General features: G+C 63.7%; 19 protein-coding genes. 12 read left to right on the top strand and 7 right to left on the bottom strand.

Annotation, left to right across the window (positions count from 1 at the left end):
• The first annotated feature begins 367 nt into the window (after positions 1–367).
• Positions 368–925, top strand: a complete 558-nt coding sequence (locus JQ628_RS24605) for a hypothetical protein (protein WP_249128340.1) — start codon at positions 368–370, stop codon at positions 923–925.
• 74 nt (positions 926–999) lie between these two features.
• Here the strand turns inward: JQ628_RS24605 and JQ628_RS24610 are convergent, their stop codons facing one another.
• Both JQ628_RS24610 and JQ628_RS24615 read right to left on the bottom strand, forming a co-directional pair.
• Entirely contained in the window at positions 1,000–1,194 is a 195-nt protein-coding gene (locus tag JQ628_RS24610; RefSeq protein ID WP_212226457.1) for a hypothetical protein, read from the bottom strand.
• 155 nt (positions 1,195–1,349) lie between these two features.
• Entirely contained in the window at positions 1,350–2,351 is a 1,002-nt protein-coding gene (locus tag JQ628_RS24615; protein ID WP_212226221.1) for a 2-dehydropantoate 2-reductase, read from the bottom strand.
• A 151-nt stretch (positions 2,352–2,502) separates the two neighbouring features.
• On the opposite strand from JQ628_RS24615, the gene JQ628_RS24620 reads away from it, so the two are divergent.
• Positions 2,503–3,093: a YidB family protein gene (locus tag JQ628_RS24620; protein ID WP_212226224.1), complete on the top strand. Its 591-nt coding sequence runs from the start codon at positions 2,503–2,505 to the stop codon at positions 3,091–3,093.
• 48 nt (positions 3,094–3,141) lie between these two features.
• Positions 3,142–3,426, top strand: coding sequence for a GlsB/YeaQ/YmgE family stress response membrane protein (locus JQ628_RS24625; RefSeq protein WP_212226226.1), 285 nt, complete (start codon positions 3,142–3,144; stop codon positions 3,424–3,426).
• Positions 3,427–3,554: 128 nt separating this feature from the next.
• Here JQ628_RS24625 and JQ628_RS24630 read toward each other — a convergent pair whose 3' ends face one another.
• Entirely contained in the window at positions 3,555–4,337 is a 783-nt protein-coding gene (locus JQ628_RS24630; protein ID WP_212226229.1) for an SDR family NAD(P)-dependent oxidoreductase, read from the bottom strand.
• 253 nt (positions 4,338–4,590) lie between these two features.
• On the opposite strand from JQ628_RS24630, the gene JQ628_RS24635 reads away from it, so the two are divergent.
• Genes JQ628_RS24635 through JQ628_RS24645 form a run of 3 tightly spaced genes read left to right on the top strand, consistent with a single transcriptional unit; the run spans position 4,591 to position 7,666 of the window.
• A complete protein-coding gene (locus JQ628_RS24635) occupies positions 4,591–5,643 on the top strand; it encodes an acyl-CoA dehydrogenase family protein (protein WP_212226231.1) in 1,053 nt (350 codons plus the stop codon).
• A gap of 19 nt (positions 5,644–5,662) precedes the next feature.
• A complete protein-coding gene (locus tag JQ628_RS24640; protein WP_212226233.1) occupies positions 5,663–6,823 on the top strand; it encodes an acyl-CoA dehydrogenase family protein in 1,161 nt (386 codons plus the stop codon).
• Between the two features lie 42 nt (positions 6,824–6,865).
• Positions 6,866–7,666: an enoyl-CoA hydratase/isomerase family protein gene (locus JQ628_RS24645; protein WP_212226234.1), complete on the top strand. Its 801-nt coding sequence runs from the start codon at positions 6,866–6,868 to the stop codon at positions 7,664–7,666.
• Between the two features lie 155 nt (positions 7,667–7,821).
• On the opposite strand, the gene JQ628_RS24650 is transcribed toward JQ628_RS24645, so the two are convergent.
• The 4 genes from JQ628_RS24650 to JQ628_RS24665 all read right to left on the bottom strand — a co-directional run bounded on the left by JQ628_RS24650 (position 7,822) and on the right by JQ628_RS24665 (position 12,276).
• Entirely contained in the window at positions 7,822–8,586 is a 765-nt protein-coding gene (locus JQ628_RS24650; RefSeq protein WP_212226236.1) for a hypothetical protein, read from the bottom strand.
• A gap of 2 nt (positions 8,587–8,588) precedes the next feature.
• Positions 8,589–9,383 carry an enoyl-CoA hydratase gene (locus tag JQ628_RS24655; RefSeq protein ID WP_212226238.1) on the bottom strand — a complete coding sequence of 265 codons (795 nt, stop codon included), beginning with the start codon at positions 9,381–9,383 and terminating at the stop codon, positions 8,589–8,591.
• A 133-nt stretch (positions 9,384–9,516) separates the two neighbouring features.
• Positions 9,517–10,722 (bottom strand): ABC transporter substrate-binding protein, encoded by a 1,206-nt coding sequence (locus JQ628_RS24660; protein ID WP_212226242.1) that lies wholly within the window; start codon positions 10,720–10,722, stop codon positions 9,517–9,519.
• 150 nt (positions 10,723–10,872) lie between these two features.
• Positions 10,873–12,276 carry a PLP-dependent aminotransferase family protein gene (locus tag JQ628_RS24665; protein ID WP_212226432.1) on the bottom strand — a complete coding sequence of 468 codons (1,404 nt, stop codon included), beginning with the start codon at positions 12,274–12,276 and terminating at the stop codon, positions 10,873–10,875.
• A 251-nt stretch (positions 12,277–12,527) separates the two neighbouring features.
• Between JQ628_RS24665 and JQ628_RS24670 the strand changes: the two genes are divergently transcribed.
• The 6 genes from JQ628_RS24670 to JQ628_RS24695 all read left to right on the top strand — a co-directional run bounded on the left by JQ628_RS24670 (position 12,528) and on the right by JQ628_RS24695 (position 17,832).
• The gene (locus JQ628_RS24670) at positions 12,528–13,445 is read left to right on the top strand and encodes an NADP-dependent oxidoreductase (protein WP_212226245.1); all 918 of its coding nucleotides are present in this window, start codon (positions 12,528–12,530) and stop codon (positions 13,443–13,445) included.
• A 91-nt stretch (positions 13,446–13,536) separates the two neighbouring features.
• On the top strand, positions 13,537–13,992 hold the full coding sequence (locus tag JQ628_RS24675; protein ID WP_212226248.1) for a (2Fe-2S)-binding protein: 456 nt from the start codon (positions 13,537–13,539) through the stop codon (positions 13,990–13,992).
• Between the two features lie 4 nt (positions 13,993–13,996).
• Complete coding sequence (locus JQ628_RS24680; RefSeq protein ID WP_212226435.1) at positions 13,997–16,204, top strand: xanthine dehydrogenase family protein molybdopterin-binding subunit; 2,208 nt, start codon at positions 13,997–13,999, stop codon at positions 16,202–16,204.
• Between the two features lie 44 nt (positions 16,205–16,248).
• Positions 16,249–16,824: a cytochrome P460 family protein gene (locus JQ628_RS24685; protein WP_212226251.1), complete on the top strand. Its 576-nt coding sequence runs from the start codon at positions 16,249–16,251 to the stop codon at positions 16,822–16,824.
• Between the two features lie 118 nt (positions 16,825–16,942).
• Positions 16,943–17,344 carry an SPW repeat domain-containing protein gene (locus JQ628_RS24690; RefSeq protein WP_212226253.1) on the top strand — a complete coding sequence of 134 codons (402 nt, stop codon included), beginning with the start codon at positions 16,943–16,945 and terminating at the stop codon, positions 17,342–17,344.
• A gap of 83 nt (positions 17,345–17,427) precedes the next feature.
• Positions 17,428–17,832 (top strand): YybH family protein, encoded by a 405-nt coding sequence (locus JQ628_RS24695; protein ID WP_212226263.1) that lies wholly within the window; start codon positions 17,428–17,430, stop codon positions 17,830–17,832.
• Positions 17,833–17,888: the final 56 nt, after the last annotated feature.

A 17,888-nucleotide genomic window follows, 5' to 3' on the forward strand; every position in this document is an offset into this window, starting at 1 on the left:
CCGACGCCACCGCCTTGTGATGCCGACAGCATAGCCGCGGCGAAGCGCGCGCCGCAATCGGGCGGGGGCGCGAATCATGGCGGCGATCTGCGGTCCAGAGTCGCGCCGCGCTTATCCCCGATATCCCCGGCAACCGGGCGCCGTTTTCATAAGTAGATGATTTTCAAGGCGTATCCGTCTTGCCCTGGCCGTAGCTAAACTGACATTTGCCGGTCCGAAAAATGCCCGGTTCCGGGGTGACAAGGTAGCCGGGAATGGGCGACAATCTGGGGAAATTGTGGTGCTGAGATTCGCGTTGGCGGAAAGGTTTTCCGTGTCACCTTCGTCGCTACTGCAAATTGCTGCGATTGCGGGATGCATCGTGCTGATGCACGGACCTGCGCAGGCGCAATGGTGGCGCAGTACGCCGGCCGATTTCGAGGAATGCGCCGACATCGCGGAGAAGGCGGCGACCAAGGAAGAGAAGGCGTCGAAACTTTCCGAATGCAATGCGAAATTCGCCGGACGGCGCAAGCCGGGTGGCGGCTACACCTATTTCGACTTCATGCAGAACCGGAATTTCGACATCGCGGGCCCGAATCCGACGGCGGAAGAGCAGAAGAAGATCGACGAGGAATACATCGCCTATCTGGAGAACGAACGTCGCAGCAGCATCGCCGCCGCGTTCGCCGCCAAACAGCAACAGGCCCCATCGCCGCCGAAGATCGAACCAGCCTCGCTGATGGGCGCGGCCGCGGCCAAAGTGCCGGTGCCGGTGGCGAGCCCCGTCAAGCAGGCGGCAGCAGGCGAGACGCGGCCAAGAATGAGGGGCCATTGCGTAAAGGGCAAGTTCTCCTGCGACTGGCCACGCCTTTCCGAAGGCCTCAACGGTCTAAAAAAGCTGTTCGGCACCACGCAGGCCAAGGACAAGGCCAAGCGAAGCTGACGGCACGGCGCCAGGCGTCATCCCTTCCGTCGTCACGTTCGACGCCGAAGCGCAAAGCGAAAGCCGTCTCGCGGCTACTGCACGCGCTTCTTGCGCGGCACCTTCGGCGGCTTTGGAGCCGGCGTATAGATCGTGCGCGCCGAGCGGCTCTCCTGCAACCGCGCGTCATATCCCGGCGATGGCGTTACCGTCGGCGGCACGGCATGAGCAGGCGCGATAAGCGCTTCGCCCACAATTGCCAAAGTCGCGGCCAGCACTGATAGCTTCATGTCGATCCTCCGCAGACGCAGACTTGCTCCGTATCGGCACTATTTCAAGGCAAGCACGATGTTTGATCCGTCATCCTGAGGCGCGAGCGTAGCGAGCCTCGAAGGACGACGGAGGAAGAGCGAACGCGCGGCAAGACGCTACCCCCGGATGTACGTCACCCCCGGATCTGCTCCGGCGTCAGCCCGGGCGAGCCCTTGCCGTCGGCCTCGGCTTTCCGGATCAGCTCGACGATCCGGCGCGAGAGGGGCGCTGCCAGCCCGCGCCGGTCGGCGATTTCAGTGATGACGCCCTGGAGATAATCGATCTCGGTGCGGCGGCCGCGCTGAAGATCTTCCCACATCGAGGAGCGCGCCTCCGGATCGATCTTCATCGTCCGGCCCAGCACCACTTCAAACAACGCATCGGGCAAGCGCAGCAGCGGCGGCATCCAGCTCACCGGCAGCGGCGCCGTCGACACCGGCTTGATGCCTTCGGCCTCGATCGCGGCCAGAGCCTCCGCCACCTGATCGGCATACAAGCGGCGCCATGAGCGCTGCGCCAGTTGCCGGCGCAGCGGCAAGTTCGCCAGCGCATTGAGCGCGTTGTTCAGATTGAACAGCAGCTTGCCCCACTGCACGCCCGTGATGTTGTCCGTCGCACGCAGCTTCAGGCCCGGCACCGAAAGCTTTGCGGCGGTGTCCGCGTCGTCCCGCTCGATCACGATGTCGCCGGACGTGGCGCGGTGAAACCGCCCCGCGCCGAGCGCGATCACATTGTAGGGCACCATACCGCCGAGCACGCGCCGCCCCGGCAATTTCTCGCGCAATAGGGCAAGATTGCTGACGCCGTTTTGCAAGGAGACGATCACGGCATCCTCGGGCGCATGCCCGGCGATGATCTCGGCCATTGCGGCGGTATCGGCGCTCTTCACCGTTACCAGCACAACGGCGGCGTCGGCAAAAGCAACGGGATTTTCAGACAATGCGAGCTTGTTTGCAGAAAGCCGGTGGTCGGCGCCGTCAAAGCTCGTCAGCCGCAGGCCATTTTCCGCGATCTCGGCAATCACCCGCGGCCGGGCCAACAGGGTGACGCGCTTGCCGCCGGTCGCCAGCATGCCGCCGACGAAGCAGCCGATGCTGCCGGCGCCCGCAATGCCGACCGGCCGGTCTGACGTCATTCCCTCGCCTCCGTATGCCAGCGCTTCGATAGCAGAAGCGGCGCGCGGTGCCTATCGAGACGCGCCGCATCGCCCCTGCTGCCTTGTAACCGTCATGGGCCACCGCTATGTTTTTGCATCGGGGGCAGCAGCACGCGGTAGGAGAACAACCATGGGTCTACTCGACGTCCTCAACGGTATGCAGAACGGCCCGCGCGGTCCCGGCAAGCCGAGCTCCCAAGCCGAAAGCGGCGGCGGCATGTCGCCGATAACGATGGCGATCCTCGCATTGCTCGCCTGGAAAGCGGTCAAGCATTTTGGCGGCAGCGGCCAGCCTGGCGCGACGCCCAAGACCGCGCCCCCCTCGCCGACGCCGAACACCGTCAATGCCGGCCTGCCCGGCGGCGCCGCCGGCGGCGGGCTCAGCGATTTGATGAAGGGCGGGTTGGGCGGCCTGCTCGCGGGCGGCGCTGCGGGGAGCATCTTATCCGGCGGCCTCGGCGATCTGCTCGGTCAATTGCAGAAGGGCGGCCAGGGCGAGGTGGCGGATTCCTGGGTCGGCAAGGGCGAGAACAAGGCGATTGCGCCCGGCGATCTCGCCAACGCGCTCGGCTCCGATCAGATCGATGCCATCGCCTCGCAAGCCGGCCTGTCGCGCGACGACTTGCTGCAAGGTCTCAGCCAGTACCTGCCCGGCGTGATCGACCATCTGACGCCGGACGGCCGGCTGCCGAACGAAAACGAATTGTCCAGCCGGATTTGAGGCAAGCTATCCGTTTCGCTTCGAACGACCCTCGAAAGGACGACTGACATGGGCGGCATCATCTGGATCATCATCGTCGGCTTTGTCGCCGGCATCATCGCGCGGATGCTTTCGCCGGGCCCGAACAACCCGAGCGGCTTCATCCTGACCACGGTGCTCGGCATCGCCGGCGCTTTTCTCGCCACCTGGATCGGCCAGTTGATCGGCTATTACGACACCGGCGCGAACGCGCAAGGAGCCGGCTTCATCATGGCCACCATCGGCGCGCTGGTGGTGCTGTTCATCTGGAACCGGCTGGTCGCCCGCGGCGCGATTCCGGACTGGAACAAGTGACGGCGTGACGCGGTCACGCCGTCATCCCGGGGCGATGCGAAGCATCGAACCTCAGGTGCGCAATTGCGCACCGTAGATCTCGAGATTCCGGGTCTGGTGCTAACGCACCATCCCGGAATGACGCTTCGTCACTGAATCAAATGCATCCCTGCGTCCATGCGGACGAACTCGCCGGTCATCTGCCCGGACTGCGGCAGCGCAAGGAAACAGACGAGCTGCGCGATATCGTCGGCCGTCGACGCCGACTTCAGCGGCACCCGTGCGATCACGGCATCGCGCACCTTCTTGGCCCCCTCTTCGCCGCGGCCCTTGGTGAACCAGGGCGTATCGATATAGCCGGGACATACCGTGTTGACGCGGATCAGCGGCGCCAGCGCGCGCGCCAGTGATTGAGTCATGGTGTTGAGCGCGCCCTTGCTCGCCGCGTAAGCCACCGACGAGCCGCCGCCGGAAATGCCGGCTACCGAAGAGATGTTCACCACCGCCGACGGCCGGCCTGACGCCTTCGCGCCCGCCTCGAGCTGCGCGCGGGCGGCACGGATCATCTGGAACGGCCCGATCGTATTGACCGCATAGATGCGCTGAAAATCCTCCGCGGAAAGATCGTCCATCTTGTCGTGCGGCACGTGCTTGGTGGTGCCGGCATTATTGATGAGGATGTGGAGTCCGCCCCAGGACGCGGCGGCAGCGGCGATCTTCCTGCAATCCTCATCGCGCGAGACGTCGCCCTGCACGACCACCACCTCCGCACCCGCCTTGCGGCAGAGGTCGGCGGTCTCTTCGGCTTCCTTCTTGCTGTTGGAATAATTGACCACGATGTTCGCGCCACCGCCGGCCAGGATGGCCGCGGTCGCAGCCCCAAGCCCGGACGCAGACCCCGTTACAATCGCGCACAAACCTTCCTTGGACATCCGTTTCCTCTTGTTGCTCTCGTTGGTTCAAATCCGGCGCTGGCATACCATAACGCGCGGCAAAGTCGCGGCAAATCCAAACTCCGCTCCGTGGAATTCAACGTCTCCCCGCCTTCATGCCTCCGTCGAATGCAGCCCTGCTTCGGGCGCTTGTCAGGCCTATGGCTTTTCCTCATCATAAAGCGCAAGAAACCAGCGCACCTCTCGCCGGCCCGCCGGACGAAAGGGAGCCAATCAACATTCGGGGAACGCTGTGGCGGAGAGTGAGAACATCGTCGTCGAGACCGCGGAAAAGATTTTTTCCGATCTCGCCGACGCCCAGACCATCAATCACGACAAAAAGGGCGAATGGAAAGCCCCGCTCTGGCAGGCGCTGACCGAAGCCGGCCTGCCGCTCGCCTGGGTGCCCGAAGATTGCGGCGGCTCCGGCGCAAGCCTTGCCGAAGGATTTGCCGTGCTGAGCGCCGCCGGCCGCCACGCGATCGCCGTGCCGCTGGCCGAAACCATGCTCGCGGGCTGGCTGCTGGCGCAGGCAAAGATCTCCTCGCCCGCAGGCGAGATGACGGTGATCCCCGCCGCTCCGAAGGACCGCATCACGGTTGGCGCCGACGGCACCCTCTCCGGCCGCGCCCGCAGCGTGCCCTTTGCGAAAGCCGCAAAGCACTTTGCCGTGCTGGCCGGCAATTCGATCGCGCTGGTCGACGCATCAAAATGCCGGATCGAAGCCGGCATCGGTCTCGGCGGCGACAACAGCGACATCGTCGTGCTCGACAAAGTCGAACCAACAGCGACCAAGCCGGCGCCGAAAGGTTTTGACCAGACCCAATTGATGCTGATGGGCGGCGTGGTGCGCTCCTTGCAAATTGCCGGTGCGCTGGAAGCGATGCTCGACATCAGCGTGCGCTATTCCAATGAACGTGTCGCGTTCGAGAAGAAGATTTCGAAATTCCAGGCGGTGCAGCACAACCTCGCAAAGCTCGCCGGCGAATCCGCCGCGGCGCTCGCCGCCGCCACCTCCGCCGCCGATGCCATCGCCAACGCAAAGTCCTTTGACGATGCCGTCTTTCTCGAAGCAGCCTCGGCAAAAATCCGCTGCTCGGAAGCGGCCGAAAAGGGCGGCGGCATTGCCCATCAGGTGCACGGCGCGATCGGCTTCACCATCGAGCACATCCTGCACCGCTTCTCGCTGCGGGCGCTCGCCTGGCGCGATGATTTCGGCTCGGAGAGCTACTGGGCCGTGGAGCTCGGCAAGATGGTCGCCAACCGCGGCGCTGATGAATTGTGGCCCCTGGTGGCCTCGCGCTGATACGAACGAGAAACACACGATGACCGCAGCCCTCCGTTTCGATCCGATCCGCCTGCCGCCCGAATGCGAGCAGTTGCGCAAGGAAGTGCGCGCCTTCCTCGCCGACGAAATTGCCGCCGGTACCTTTGATCCGCACAAGCCCAACCGCGAAGACACCGACGCGCCGGAATTTTCGCGCCGCGTCGGCGCCAAGGGCTGGCTCGGTATGACATGGCCGAAGAAATATGGCGGCCAGGAGCGCTCCTTCCTCGAACGCTATGTGGTGACCGAGGAGATGCGGGTAGCGAACGCGCCGACCCGGCGCTTCTTCGTCGCCGACCGCCAGAGCGGACCGGTGCTGCTGAAATATGCGCCCGAGCACATCAAGCTGGATATCCTGCCGCGTATCTGCCGCGGCGAGATCTGCTTTGCCATCGGCATGAGCGAGCCGAATTCCGGCTCGGATCTTTTCGCGGCCAAGACGCGCGCGACCAAGACCGATGGCGGTTATCTCATCAACGGCACCAAGATCTGGACATCGTCGGCGCATATCGCCGACTATATGATTGCGATCTTCCGGACGTCGCCGCCGACCAAGGAGAACCGCCGCCACGGCCTGACCCAGTTCCTGGTCAAGATGAAGCAGCCGGGCATCCAGGTGAATCCGATCGGCCAGATCACCGGCCAGTATGAATTCAACGAAGTCGTCTTCACCGACTATTTCGTCCCCGACGATCACGTGCTCGGCGAGATCGACGGCGCCTGGAAGCAGGCGACGAGCGAACTCGCCTATGAGCGAAGCGGCCCGGAGCGCTTTCTCGAAACCTATTATGTGCTGACCGAGCTGGTTCGCGCCGTCGGCAAGAACCCGGACACCCGCAGCGCCGAGGGCATCGGCCGGCTGGTGGCGCAGGTTCACACCATGCGCCGCATGTCGGTGTCAGTGGCCGGCATGTTGCAGGCCGGCAAGGAGCCGGTGGTGGAAGCCTCCATCGTCAAGGACATCGGCACGGTGTGGGAACAGCAATTGCCGCACCGCGTGCGCGACCTTGCAGCTTTCGTCGAAGAGACCGCCACCAACCGCGAGACGCTGGAGCGGCAATTGTCATTCGCGATCAAGACCGCGCCAAAGCTAACCATTCAGGGCGGCACCACCGAAGTGCTGCGCGGCATCATCGCCCGCGGGCTCGGTCTGCGCTAGGCACGCGCGGCCCGGCCTACGCTAATTCAACGAGGAAACAACATGAGCAAGTACACCGATATCGGCGTCGAAAAACACGGCCACGTCGGCCTGATCGAAATCAGAAAGCCGCCGCTGAACTTCTTCGACGTTTCGCTGATCAACCAGATCGCCGACGCGCTGGAAGAATTCGACAACGATGTCGAAATCCGCGCCTCGGTGCTGGCCGCACAAGGCAAGGCCTTCTGCGCCGGCGCCGATTTCTCAGACCCGAAGCGCAAGGAACAGGAAGAGCAGGCGGAGAAAGATCCGGCCGCCAACCTGCCGATCAATCATCTCTACGTCCAGGCCGTGCGAATCTTCCGCAACAAGAAGCCGATCGTCGCCGCCGTGCATGGCGCCGCCATCGGCGGCGGCCTCGGCCTTGCGGTCTCCGCGGACTTCCGCGTCACCTGCCCGGAGGCGCGCTTTGCCGCCAATTTCACCAAACTCGGCTTCCACCCCGGCTTCGGCCTGACCGCGACGCTTCCCGACCTCGTCGGCAAGAACAACGCCGAGCTGATTTTCTACACCAGCCGCCGCGTCACCGGCGAAGACGCCACCAAGATGGGCCTCGCCAACATCTGCGTGCCGCAGGACGAGGTGCGATCGGAGGCCATGAAGCTCGCCAGCGAAATCGCCGAATGCTCCCCGCTCGGCCTGATCTCCACCCGCGCCACCATGCGCGCCGGCCTCGCCGACCGCGTGCTGGCGGCGACCAATCACGAACTGGTCGAGCAGAACAAGCTGCGCGCCACGGAAGATTTCAAGGAAGGCGTGAAGGCCACGGCCGAGCGCCGCGTCGCGAATTTCAAGGGACGGTAGCGCATCTTCCTTCCCCCCTTGTGGGAGAAGGTGGCGCGAAGCGCCGGATGAGGGGTTGCCTCCTCAAACACTGCCGTTGCGGAAACAACCCCTCACCCGTCCGCGATGCCAAGGCATCGCGTCCACCCTCTCCCACAAGGGGAGAGGGTAAGAACTTACGGCGTTAGCACGAACCTCACCCCGCAAAGATCGAAGCTGTCGCCCTCGACCTTGCAGCCCTTCGCCCGCGCCGCTTCCCTAACCTGCGCAACATCGGCGACGCGGAACGACAGACCCGTCATCAGATCGACCGGGCCCTTCACAAAATGGAACGTCGCGTTCGGCAGCTTCAGCGCCGGATTGCCGTCCGCGCCCTTCGTCGCGGCCACCCCGATGATCTTCCCCCAATGCTCCGCCAGCGCCTGCGGCTCCGGGCTCTGCATCTCCACGCCCGTCAGCGCCAGCGTCGTGTCCTTGCGGATCGATTGTTGCCAATCCGGCCCGGCTGGCGGATACAACCCCAGCACATCGTCGCTGCCGTCGGTATGGTTGAACTCGATGAAGGCGGCGCGGCAGTCGCGCGGATGCAGTTGCACGCCGTGATAGGGCGCGTGCGTGATGACGTTCGCGGTGCGCACGCCCATGGCGTTGGCCTTCGCACCCCGCGCGTCCGGGTTTTCGCAGCAGAAGATCGCCATGTAGCCGCCGCGGTTGCCGGTCTTTTCGAGGAAGCGGCCGGCCGCGGTGCCTGCCTGCGTCGGCGCCACGACTTCCAGCAAAATCGTGTCGACCGGCAGCAGCGCGTTCTCCAGCCCGTATTTCGCGACATTGCCGTCGCGGTAGCAGACGTCGAGCCCCATGATGCCGGCGATGTCGGAGATGACAGGCTCGAGCTGCGGCGCGACGAGGCAAATCTGCCGCAGGCGCATGTATTCCGCCATGGTCAGGCTCCCTGGAAGGCAGGCTTGCGCTTCTCGACAAACGCCTTGGCCGCTTCCTTGTGGTCGGCGGTTTCTCCAGCGCGCGTGTGATGGATCGCCTCGCCGTCGAAGCAGGCTTCCAACGACATCGTCTCGGCATTGTTGATGTTGCGCTTGATGAAGCCGAGCGCAATCGATGGCCCGTGCGCCAGCGACATCGCCAACTCGCGCGCGGCTCCCTCGACCTCCGCGTCGGGCACCACCTTGGTCACCATGCCGAGATTGTAGGCCTCCTGCGCGGTCAGCACCGGCGACAGAAGATAGAGCTCGCGCGCCTTGGCGCTGCCGAGGAGCTGGGTGAGGAAATAGGTGCCGCCGTAATCGCCGGAGAAGCCGACCTTCGCGAAGGCAGTCGTGATCTTGCAGGACGCGCTCGCTACCCGCAGGTCGCAGGACAGCGCAATCGAAAGACCCGCGCCCGCCGCCGCGCCGTCGAGCTGCGCCACCACGGGCTTTGGCATCTGGTGCAGGATGCGCGAGACTTCCATGCCCTTGCGTAGGTTCGCCATCTTGGCCTCGAACGGCAGCGGCGCGCGTCCCTCCGCCATCGATTTCACGTCGCCGCCGACGCAGAACGTGCCGCCCGCGCCCTTGATCAGCACGGCGCGGACCTCGTGGTCCTCCTGCGCGCGGCGCGCGGCGTCCACCAGTCCGCGCGTCATGTCGGGATTGAGCGCATTGCGCCGGTCCGGGCGATTCATGGTGATGGTGAGGAGGCCCTGGTCGAGGTTTTGCAGGACCATTTCGTTTGCGCTCATGTTTTTTGCTTTCGTTGCTTGTTATTGATTCCGTCATTCCGGGATGGTGCGTAAGCACCAGACCCGGAATCTCGAGATCCCGGGTTCGATGCTTCGCATCGCCCCGGGATGACGGCGCGACTTCGTCACGCCGTCACTTCTTCACCAGCGGGCAGCGCGACTGCTCCAGCGGCTGGAAGGCATCGTTACCGGCAACCGTGCCGATCAGCTTGTAATAATCCCAGCGCCCTTTTGACTCCGACGGCTTCTTGACCTCGAACAGGTACATATCGTGCACCATGCGGCCATCCGGGCGGATCTTGCCGTTCTTGGCGAACATGTCGTTGACCGGCGTCTCCTTCATCACCTTGATGACGGCGGCCGCATCGGTGGTGCCGGCGGCCTTCACGGATTTCAGGTAATGCAGCACCGAGGAATAAACGCCGGCTTGCGCGGTCGTCGGCGGCCGCTGCCTGTTGCGTTCCATGAAGCGTTTTGAGAAAGCGCGCGTCTCGTCATTGAGGTCCCAGTAAAAGCCCTCCGACAGCAGCAGGTTCTGCGCCGTCTCAAGACCAATGCTGTCGATATCGCTGATGAAGACAAGCAGCGGCGAGGCCTTCTGGCCGCCCTTCATCAACCCGAACTCGGCGGCCTGCTTGATCGCATTGATGGTGTCGCCGCCGGCATTGGCCAGCCCGATCACCTTGGCCTTCGAGGCCTGCGCCTGTAGCAGGAAGGACGAGAAATCCGATGTATTGAGCGGATGCCGCACGCTGCCCAGCACCTTGCCGCCGTTCTTGAGCACCACATTGGTGGTGTCCTTTTCCAGCGCCAGTCCGAAGGCATAGTCGGCGGTCAGGAAGAACCAGGTGTCGAGGCCGGACTTGACGGCCGCAAGCCCCGTGACATTGGCCTGCCCGTAGGTGTCGTAGGTGTAGTGCACGGTGTAGGGCCCGCACGCCTCGTTGGTGAGCGCGATGGTGGCCGGTCCGTTGAAGATGATCAGCTTGTTGCGCGCTTTGGCGATCTCGCCCGCGGCCAGCGCAGTGGCGGATGCGGCGACGTCAAAAATCATCTCGACGCCCTGGTTGTCGAGCATATCGCGCGCGATGTTGGCCGAGACGTCGGCCTTGTTGAGATGGTCGGCCACGACGATCTCGACCTTGCGTCCCAGCACCTCGCCGCCGAAATCCTCCACCGCCATCTTCGCCGCCGCCTCGCTGCCGGGGCCGGTGATATCTGCATAAAGGCCGGACATGTCGAGAATGCCGCCGAGCTTGAGCGGCTTGTTCTGCGCCAGCGCCGGCGTTGCAGACAAGGCAAACGCGCAGGCGAAAGCGCCCGCAAATATCCGCTTCATGAAATCCTCCCTGGTATTTTCTTGCCCGGCCGGGCTTTGAGTTGGCGCGATCATGCCGCATGGCCAATGGGGCAGCAAGCCACGCCGCGACGCAGGCCGTCTTGCGCGGCGGCGCTATTTCCGCTTAGCGGAATGGCCTTGCGACGATTCCTATCGCGCCAATTCCAGCAGCCGACGACAGTCCGCCGGCAGCCGCCGTTCATTGAGATTGGTCACGCAGAGCAGCAATCCCTGCTGCCGGGGACGCTGCATGCACCACGGCGACAGGGGACTGGGCGCCAGGCCGAACTGTAGGGCGCGTGAAGCGATGTCCACGTCTGATGCGGACTTCGGAAGCAGGATCACCACTGCAAGACCGGCGGTTGCTCGTAGCTTTATCGAGTTTGGCGCCTTTTCTTCCAGACAACGCAGCAGGCTCTCCCGTCGGTCGGCGTAAAGCCGCTTCATGCGACGCAGATGGCGAAGATAGTGACCGTCGCGCAGGAATTCCGCCACACCGCGCTGCACGGCCGCAGCCGGCGCCGGCGCAAGACACGCAGCGAATTCACCGAACCGGCGACTCAGTTCCGGCGGTACGACGATAAAGCCCAGTCGCAGCGCCGGGCTGATCGTTTTGCTGAAACTGCCGATATGCAACACCCGCCCTCCATGATCGAGAGACGCAAGCGCCGGTGCTGCGCGTCCCGTCAACTGCAGTTCGCTCAGGTAATCGTCCTCGATGATCCAGGCGTCGTTGCGCCGAGCCCAGGTGAGCAGCGCAAGCCGCCGCGGCAGCGACATCGTCAGCCCCAGCGGCGCTTGCTGCCCTGGGGTCACAACTGCCAGTGTCGCTTTGGGGGCAAGCCGGACACCGGCGGCAACATCCAGACCCTCTTCATCGACCGGTACGGCCGTCACAGTCAGGCCCGCCAGGCCGAGCGCAGTGCGCGTGAGCGGAAAGCCCGGATCCTCGATCCAGGCTCCCGTCTTTCCAAGCTCAAGCCCCCGGATCGCGAGACCAAGCGCGCCGGAGAATCCGCCTGTTACAAACACCTGGGACGGGCTGCACCTGACGCCGCGGGCCAACCCCAGATAGGCCGCGATCTCTTCTCGCAATTCCGGATCGCCACGCGGATCCGGATACGTCACCGGCGCCGCCGCAACATGCCGGGTCTGACGAGTCAGGATGCGTGACCACAGCTTGAACGGGAAGGCGTCCTGAGCGGGCACGCCCATCTGAAATGGCAGCGGCGCGTTTCCGAACTTGTAGAAGAGGTCCGGCAGAAGCGGAGCTTCCGGCGACCAATCAGATATTGAGGATCGGGACCGCCCCTCAGCCACATGAGTGCCTGCCGGCCCGAGACCGATCGCGAATTGCTCCGCGATGAGACGCTCGTAAGCCACGCGCACGGTGCCGCGGGAGACGCCGAGTTGAGCGGCGAGATCCTGCCAGGAGGGCAACCGCGCGCCCGAGCCAAGCCGTCCGTTCTCGATGCCCTCGCGAATCGCCAAATAGATCTGGGCAGCAAGCGGAGTCCTTCTGGCACGATCGAGCTGGATGGGAAGGGCAGCCATCGCGCGATGGTACAGCCAGAATTGGCAGTCTTGGTACTGTTTTATGACCAGGCGCAACGGCATCTATCCGCCAACACCAGCGACCGCAGCGCTCCCGATCCACCAAGCCTGGTGGAACCCCAGTCAACGCAGACAGCGCAGATCGCGGATACGGAGACGGGAGCTCAACGACGGCCGGCATCTTGTGAATAGCCGGCGCGTCCACGCTCCAGCATTTCCACCAAGAGAAAAATGATCGAGGAGAATTTATCATGAAGGCGATCGTTGTGACGGACCAGGCGGCCGGAACTGCCGGGATGAAGCTGGTGGAGCGGCCCGAGCCGCAGCCCGCGATAAACGACGTCATCGTTCAGGTTCATGCGTCGGGATTCGTCCCGACCGAGCTGGAGTGGCCGTCGACCTGGACCGATCGCCTCGACCGTGATCGCACGCCGTCGATCCCCGGCCACGAACTGGCCGGCGTGGTCACCGCTCTCGGCTACGGCACGACGGGGCTGTCAGTGGGACAGCGCGTGTTCGGCCTCGCCGACTGGTATCGCGACGGAACCCTGGCGGAGTATGTAGCCATGGAGGCACGCAACCTCGCGCCGCTCCCGGGCGACGTCAGCTTCACGATGGGCGGGAGTCTGCCGATTTCGGGCCTCACCGCATGGCAGGGACTGTTCCAGCACGGCCGCCTTCAGGCGGGACAGAGCGTCGTCGTGCATGGTGCGGCCGGCGCAGTCGGTTCGATGGTGGCGCAACTCGCGCGAGATGCCGGCGCCTACGTCATCGGCACCGGACGCGCCGCCGACCGTCAGACGGCGCTCGACTTCGGTGCGAACGAGTTCGTCGACCTCAACAATGACATCCTGGAAGACGTCGGCAGAGTCGATCTGGTGTTCGATGGCATCGGCGGCGCCATCGGGAAGCGGTCCGCGGGCCTGATCCGAGCCGGAGGAACGCTGGTGTCCGTCGTTGGGCCGGCCGAGGCACGGCCCGCTGAGGGCCGCGCAGTCGACTTCGTCGTCGAGTCCGATCGCGCCCAGCTAAGCGAGATCGTCCAGCGGCTGCGGGACGGACGACTGCGGACGCACATCGGCAGCGTCTCGTCCCTCGATGATGCCGTCGCCGCCTTGAACCCGACCGAGCGACGCAAGGGGAAGACGATCATCCGCGTTCGTCCCTGAGCGACGCACGCCCATTGATCCGTTCAGCCGGACGATTGCAGTCCAGGTGGGCTGGCTGCGTCCCATCAGCCCCGGCGACCGAGAGGCTTGCATGGTTTTCACGTTAAAGATCAACGGCGCACCTCATGAGGTCGATGTTGACGGCGACACTCCGCTTTTGTGGGTGTTACGCGACGTGCTCGGCATGACCGGGACCAAGTTCGGCTGCGGCCAGGCGCTGTGCGGCGCCTGCACCGTGCATCTCGACGGCCAGGCGGTCCGTTCCTGCCAGACGCCGGTCGACAGCGTCGGCGACAGCGCGGTCACCACCATCGAGGCGATCGGCCAGACGCCGCAAGGCGCGGCCTTGCAGAAGGCGTGGCTGGAGCTGGAGGTGGTGCAGTGCGGCTACTGCCAGTCCGGCCAGATTATGTCGGCGGCGGCGCTCCTGAAGGACACGCCGAAGCCGACGGATAGCGACATCGACGCGGCCATGTCGGGCAATGTGTGCCGATGCGGCACCTACCACCGCATCCGCGCCGCGATCAAACACGCTGCGGGAGTTTGAGATGATGGATGGTCCTATCCCAAGAGAGCAGATTACCGACAAAGCAGCGGTGTCGCGGCGCGCCGTTCTTCAGGGCGCAGGTTTACTGCTTGGTTTTGCGCTGACGGATGCAAGCACGGAGCCCATCTTCGCAGCGCCAGCTTCGCGGGTGGTCGAAAACGAGGTCGCGGCTACCTTCGCACCGAACGGATTTATTCGCATCAATCCAACCGGCGCCGTGACCCTGGTCATGCCGATGGTCGAGATGGGACAAGGCGTTTACACGTCGCTCTCGATGCTTCTCGCTGAAGAACTGGAGGTAAAGCTTGACCAGATTCAGGTTCAGCATGCGCCGCCAAATCATGCGCTTTACGCCAATTCGATCATAGGCATTCAAAATACCGGTGGTTCCGCCTCTGTCCGCGCCTTCTGGACACCGCTGCGTCAGGCAGGGGCCGTGGGTCGTAATCTGCTGATTGCGGCAGCCGCAAAACGCTGGAATGTCGATCCAGTAACTTGCCGCGCCAAGGACGGCGTCGTGTTCGATGCGACAGGCTCGAAGCATCTGAGCTACGGTGAACTTGTGAACGCCGCAGCGAAATTGCCCGTGCCGTCTTCAGCAAACGTCAAACTGAAGGATCCGAAGGATTTCACCCTCATCGGCACGCGCGCCAAGCGCGTGGATTCAGCAATAAAGGTCGATGGCCGCGCGCTCTACGGCATCGACGCACGACTGCCGGGTATGAAGCTTGCGGCGGTTGCTATTTCGCCCGTGCTCGGTGGCAAGGCGAAAACGGTGGACGAGAAAGCCGCGCTTGCAGTGAAGGGCGTCCGGCAGGTGGTCAATATCGATGAAGCTGTTGCCGTGATAGCGGATCACACGGGTGCGGCGAAGAAGGGGCTTGAGGCTGCCGCCATCACGTGGGATGACGGACCGAACGGCAAGGTCAATAGCGCCGATATCGTCAAGCAATTGGAGGAGGAATCCACAAAGCCAGGCGCGGTTGCCCGTAACGAAGGCGATGCGGGGAAGGCTCTTGCGGAGGCCGCGCAACGGGTTGCAGCCATCTATCAGGTGCCCTTCCTGGCCCATGCAACGATGGAGCCGATGAACTGCACCGTTCATCTCCAGAAGGATCGTTGCGACATCTGGGTCGGGACACAAGCGCCCACGATTACGCAGTCTGTGGTGGCCGAACTCACCGGCCTGCCAAAGGACGCGATCAAAATTCACAATCATCTGATTGGCGGTGGCTTCGGCCGAAGGCTGGAAGCCGATGGCACAGTGCTGGCCGTCAAGATCGCCAGGCACGTCGATGGCCCGGTGAAGGTGATCTGGAGCCGCGAGGAGGACATCCAGCACGATATGTATCGGCCGTACTATCTCGATCGGCTGTCGGCCGGCCTTGACGCGGCTGGCAATCCGGTTGCCTGGACGCATCGGATCGCCGGCTCCTCAGTCATGGCTCGCTATTATCCCCCTTACGTCAAGGACGGATTGGACCCCGATGCCGTAGAAGCTGCGGCTGAGCCGCCCTATGCACTGCCCAATATCCACGTCGACTTTGTCCGGGTCGAGCCCCCTGGTGTCCGGACGTCCTGGTGGCGCGGCGTCGGGCCGACTCACAATGTTTTTGTGGTCGAGAGCTTCATAGATGAGCTCGCGTATGCAGCGAAGCAGGATCCCGTCGCTTATCGCAAGGGATTGCTTGGCCACAATCCGCGAGCGCTTGCTGTTCTGTCCCTTGCCGCAGAAAAAGCAGAATGGGGATCGCCGCTTCCCGCGCGGCATGGCCGCGGGATTTCGGTACAATTCGCATACGGAAGCTACACGTCGCAGGTCGCCGAGGTCGAAGTGGCGGCCGATGGCTCTGTCAAAGTAAAGCGAATCGTCTGTGCGATTGATTGCGGCATGTACGTCAATCCCGATACGATCGAAGCACAGGTTCAGGGTGGAACGCTTTTCGGGCTGACGGCTGCGCGCCATGGCTCGATCACCTTCAAGGATGGACGCGTCGAGCAGGGCAATTTCGACACTTATCTGCCGATGCGTATCGACGAGGTGCCGCTGGTGGAGACGCACGTTATTAGGAATGCGGAGGCTCCGGGTGGCGTTGGTGAAGCTCCGACGGCCATAGTCAGTGCCGCAGTGACCAATGCGATCTTCGCCGCGACCGGCAAGCGCGTGCGCAAACTGCCGATCGATAGCGATTCGCTGAAGTCGTCGTCATAGTCCTTGCCCGCCATCCCGCGCGCGTGCAGCAAAGGAGAACCCCCATGAAATTATCGAAAGCCGTCAGACTGTCTGTCGCCGTCTCGCTCGTCGCTGCCGCCGTGGCGACGCGCATCCAGATCAGCGGAGCGGCGCCGGCCGACTCGACCGCGAATGTGGTGGACGCCGCCGGGCACCTGCGCGTGCCGGCAGACTATCGAACCCTCTACCAGGCACTCGGGACCTGGGCGATTGCCGCCGATAGCGGCCAGGGCTCGAAGGAAATGCACGCCGTCTACGCATCCCCGGGAGCGATCGACGGCTACCGGAAGACCGGACACTTTCCGGACGGCGCCGTTCTGGTGAAAGAAGTCTTCGCGACATCGACCGACGATATGACGACCGGCACCGTGAGCCACGCCGACAAGCTCAAGGGCTGGTTTGTCATGGTGAGAGACAGCAAGGGAACGCACCCTGGCAATCCCCTGTGGGGCGACGGGTGGGGATGGTCATGGTTCGACGCGGACAAACCGCTCAAGACCACCTCGACGGATTACAAATCCGATTGCCAGGGGTGCCACGTGCCCGCAACGGCCACCGACTGGATCTACGTCAACGGATATCCCGTCCTGCGCCGCTAGGCGGCCGCAGTTCACGGAGTGCTTGCCAGCAGAGGGCGACGTGATCGTCGTCCTCCTGGGTGGATGCACTCCGTGTCGCAAGGACCTTCTCGAACAAACAAGCACACAGGAGTCATCGATGTCGCTTCGCTTCATCACCAAGTCTATCCACGCCTACCTGATCGATTATCCCGTCGCGATCTTATTGATCGCAGCGCCGTTCGTGCTGAAGCTCGGCCAGAGCGGACCGGTCGCGATGTGGCTTTCGGTTGGCTCCGGTATAGCGGCGCTGCTGCTGGCCGCCCTAACCGATCATCCCACCGGGCTCGTCCGCATCATTCCCTATTGGCTACACCTTTGGGTCGATCGCGCGGTCGGCGTGGTGTTTATCGTCGCCCCGTTTGCCTTCAAGTTCGCCGGGCTCGACGCCTGGTACTACTGGGCCCTCGCCGCCGCTGTCCTGCTCACGACATCAGTTCTGAACGCGCCTGAGGTGTCAGCCGCGAGACCTTTGGGATTGGACAGGCGCATAGCGAGCTAAAGGCCGCGACGGCCTCGTCGAGGGTCGTTAATCGAGCAATGCTGAGGGCAATCGTTTCAACCAACACAAGCAGGAGACCCCTGATGTCCGAGAATTTTCCACTCCCGACCAAACCCGAAGGCGTTATCCCGTCTCTGGTCGAGCGATTTAACTCCGGAAAGATCGAGGCAATGATGGCCTTGTACGCGCCGGAGGCGGTATTCGTCGCGAACGACGGGCGAACCATCACGGATCGCGCCGAGTTCACGGCCATACTCGAGCACGACATCAAGCTCGGCCTGCCGCTGAGCGCAAATGTGCGCCATGTCTTCGTCAGCGGCGACACCGCCCAGATCGTGCTGGACTGGTCAATCGACGGAACGGGTCGTGACGGCAAGGTCGTGCACATGCACGGCACAGCGAGCGACATCATGCGGCGCGGCGCCGATGGGTTCTGGCGGTACATCATCGACAACAATCAAGGCACGGCGGTGCGACATCCAGCTTGATGTGCGCCACGGCAGCTCTCCGCGATGAAGCCGCTCGCCCGACTGGCGTCTCGAAC

The organism is Bradyrhizobium lablabi, assembly GCF_018129385.1.
Taxonomy (GTDB): Bacteria; Pseudomonadota; Alphaproteobacteria; order Rhizobiales; family Xanthobacteraceae; genus Bradyrhizobium; species Bradyrhizobium lablabi_C.

What these genes read in the sequence shown, in the direction of transcription:
- JQ628_RS24605 (WP_249128340.1), top strand. Translation starts at nt 368, where the DNA reads ATGCACGGACCTGCGCAGGCGCAATGGTGGCGCAGTACGCCGGCCGAT.
- JQ628_RS24610 (WP_212226457.1), bottom strand. Translation starts at nt 1,194, where the DNA reads ATGAAGCTATCAGTGCTGGCCGCGACTTTGGCAATTGTGGGCGAAGCG.
- JQ628_RS24615 (WP_212226221.1), bottom strand. Translation starts at nt 2,351, where the DNA reads ATGACGTCAGACCGGCCGGTCGGCATTGCGGGCGCCGGCAGCATCGGC.
- JQ628_RS24620 (WP_212226224.1), top strand. Translation starts at nt 2,503, where the DNA reads ATGGGTCTACTCGACGTCCTCAACGGTATGCAGAACGGCCCGCGCGGT.
- JQ628_RS24625 (WP_212226226.1), top strand. Translation starts at nt 3,142, where the DNA reads ATGGGCGGCATCATCTGGATCATCATCGTCGGCTTTGTCGCCGGCATC.
- JQ628_RS24630 (WP_212226229.1), bottom strand. Translation starts at nt 4,337, where the DNA reads ATGTCCAAGGAAGGTTTGTGCGCGATTGTAACGGGGTCTGCGTCCGGG.
- JQ628_RS24640 (WP_212226233.1), top strand. Translation starts at nt 5,663, where the DNA reads ATGACCGCAGCCCTCCGTTTCGATCCGATCCGCCTGCCGCCCGAATGC.
- JQ628_RS24645 (WP_212226234.1), top strand. Translation starts at nt 6,866, where the DNA reads ATGAGCAAGTACACCGATATCGGCGTCGAAAAACACGGCCACGTCGGC.
- JQ628_RS24650 (WP_212226236.1), bottom strand. Translation starts at nt 8,586, where the DNA reads ATGGCGGAATACATGCGCCTGCGGCAGATTTGCCTCGTCGCGCCGCAG.
- JQ628_RS24655 (WP_212226238.1), bottom strand. Translation starts at nt 9,383, where the DNA reads ATGAGCGCAAACGAAATGGTCCTGCAAAACCTCGACCAGGGCCTCCTC.
- JQ628_RS24660 (WP_212226242.1), bottom strand. Translation starts at nt 10,722, where the DNA reads ATGAAGCGGATATTTGCGGGCGCTTTCGCCTGCGCGTTTGCCTTGTCT.
- JQ628_RS24665 (WP_212226432.1), bottom strand. Translation starts at nt 12,276, where the DNA reads ATGGCTGCCCTTCCCATCCAGCTCGATCGTGCCAGAAGGACTCCGCTT.
- JQ628_RS24670 (WP_212226245.1), top strand. Translation starts at nt 12,528, where the DNA reads ATGAAGGCGATCGTTGTGACGGACCAGGCGGCCGGAACTGCCGGGATG.
- JQ628_RS24675 (WP_212226248.1), top strand. Translation starts at nt 13,537, where the DNA reads ATGGTTTTCACGTTAAAGATCAACGGCGCACCTCATGAGGTCGATGTT.
- JQ628_RS24680 (WP_212226435.1), top strand. Translation starts at nt 13,997, where the DNA reads ATGGATGGTCCTATCCCAAGAGAGCAGATTACCGACAAAGCAGCGGTG.
- JQ628_RS24685 (WP_212226251.1), top strand. Translation starts at nt 16,249, where the DNA reads ATGAAATTATCGAAAGCCGTCAGACTGTCTGTCGCCGTCTCGCTCGTC.
- JQ628_RS24690 (WP_212226253.1), top strand. Translation starts at nt 16,943, where the DNA reads ATGTCGCTTCGCTTCATCACCAAGTCTATCCACGCCTACCTGATCGAT.
- JQ628_RS24695 (WP_212226263.1), top strand. Translation starts at nt 17,428, where the DNA reads ATGTCCGAGAATTTTCCACTCCCGACCAAACCCGAAGGCGTTATCCCG.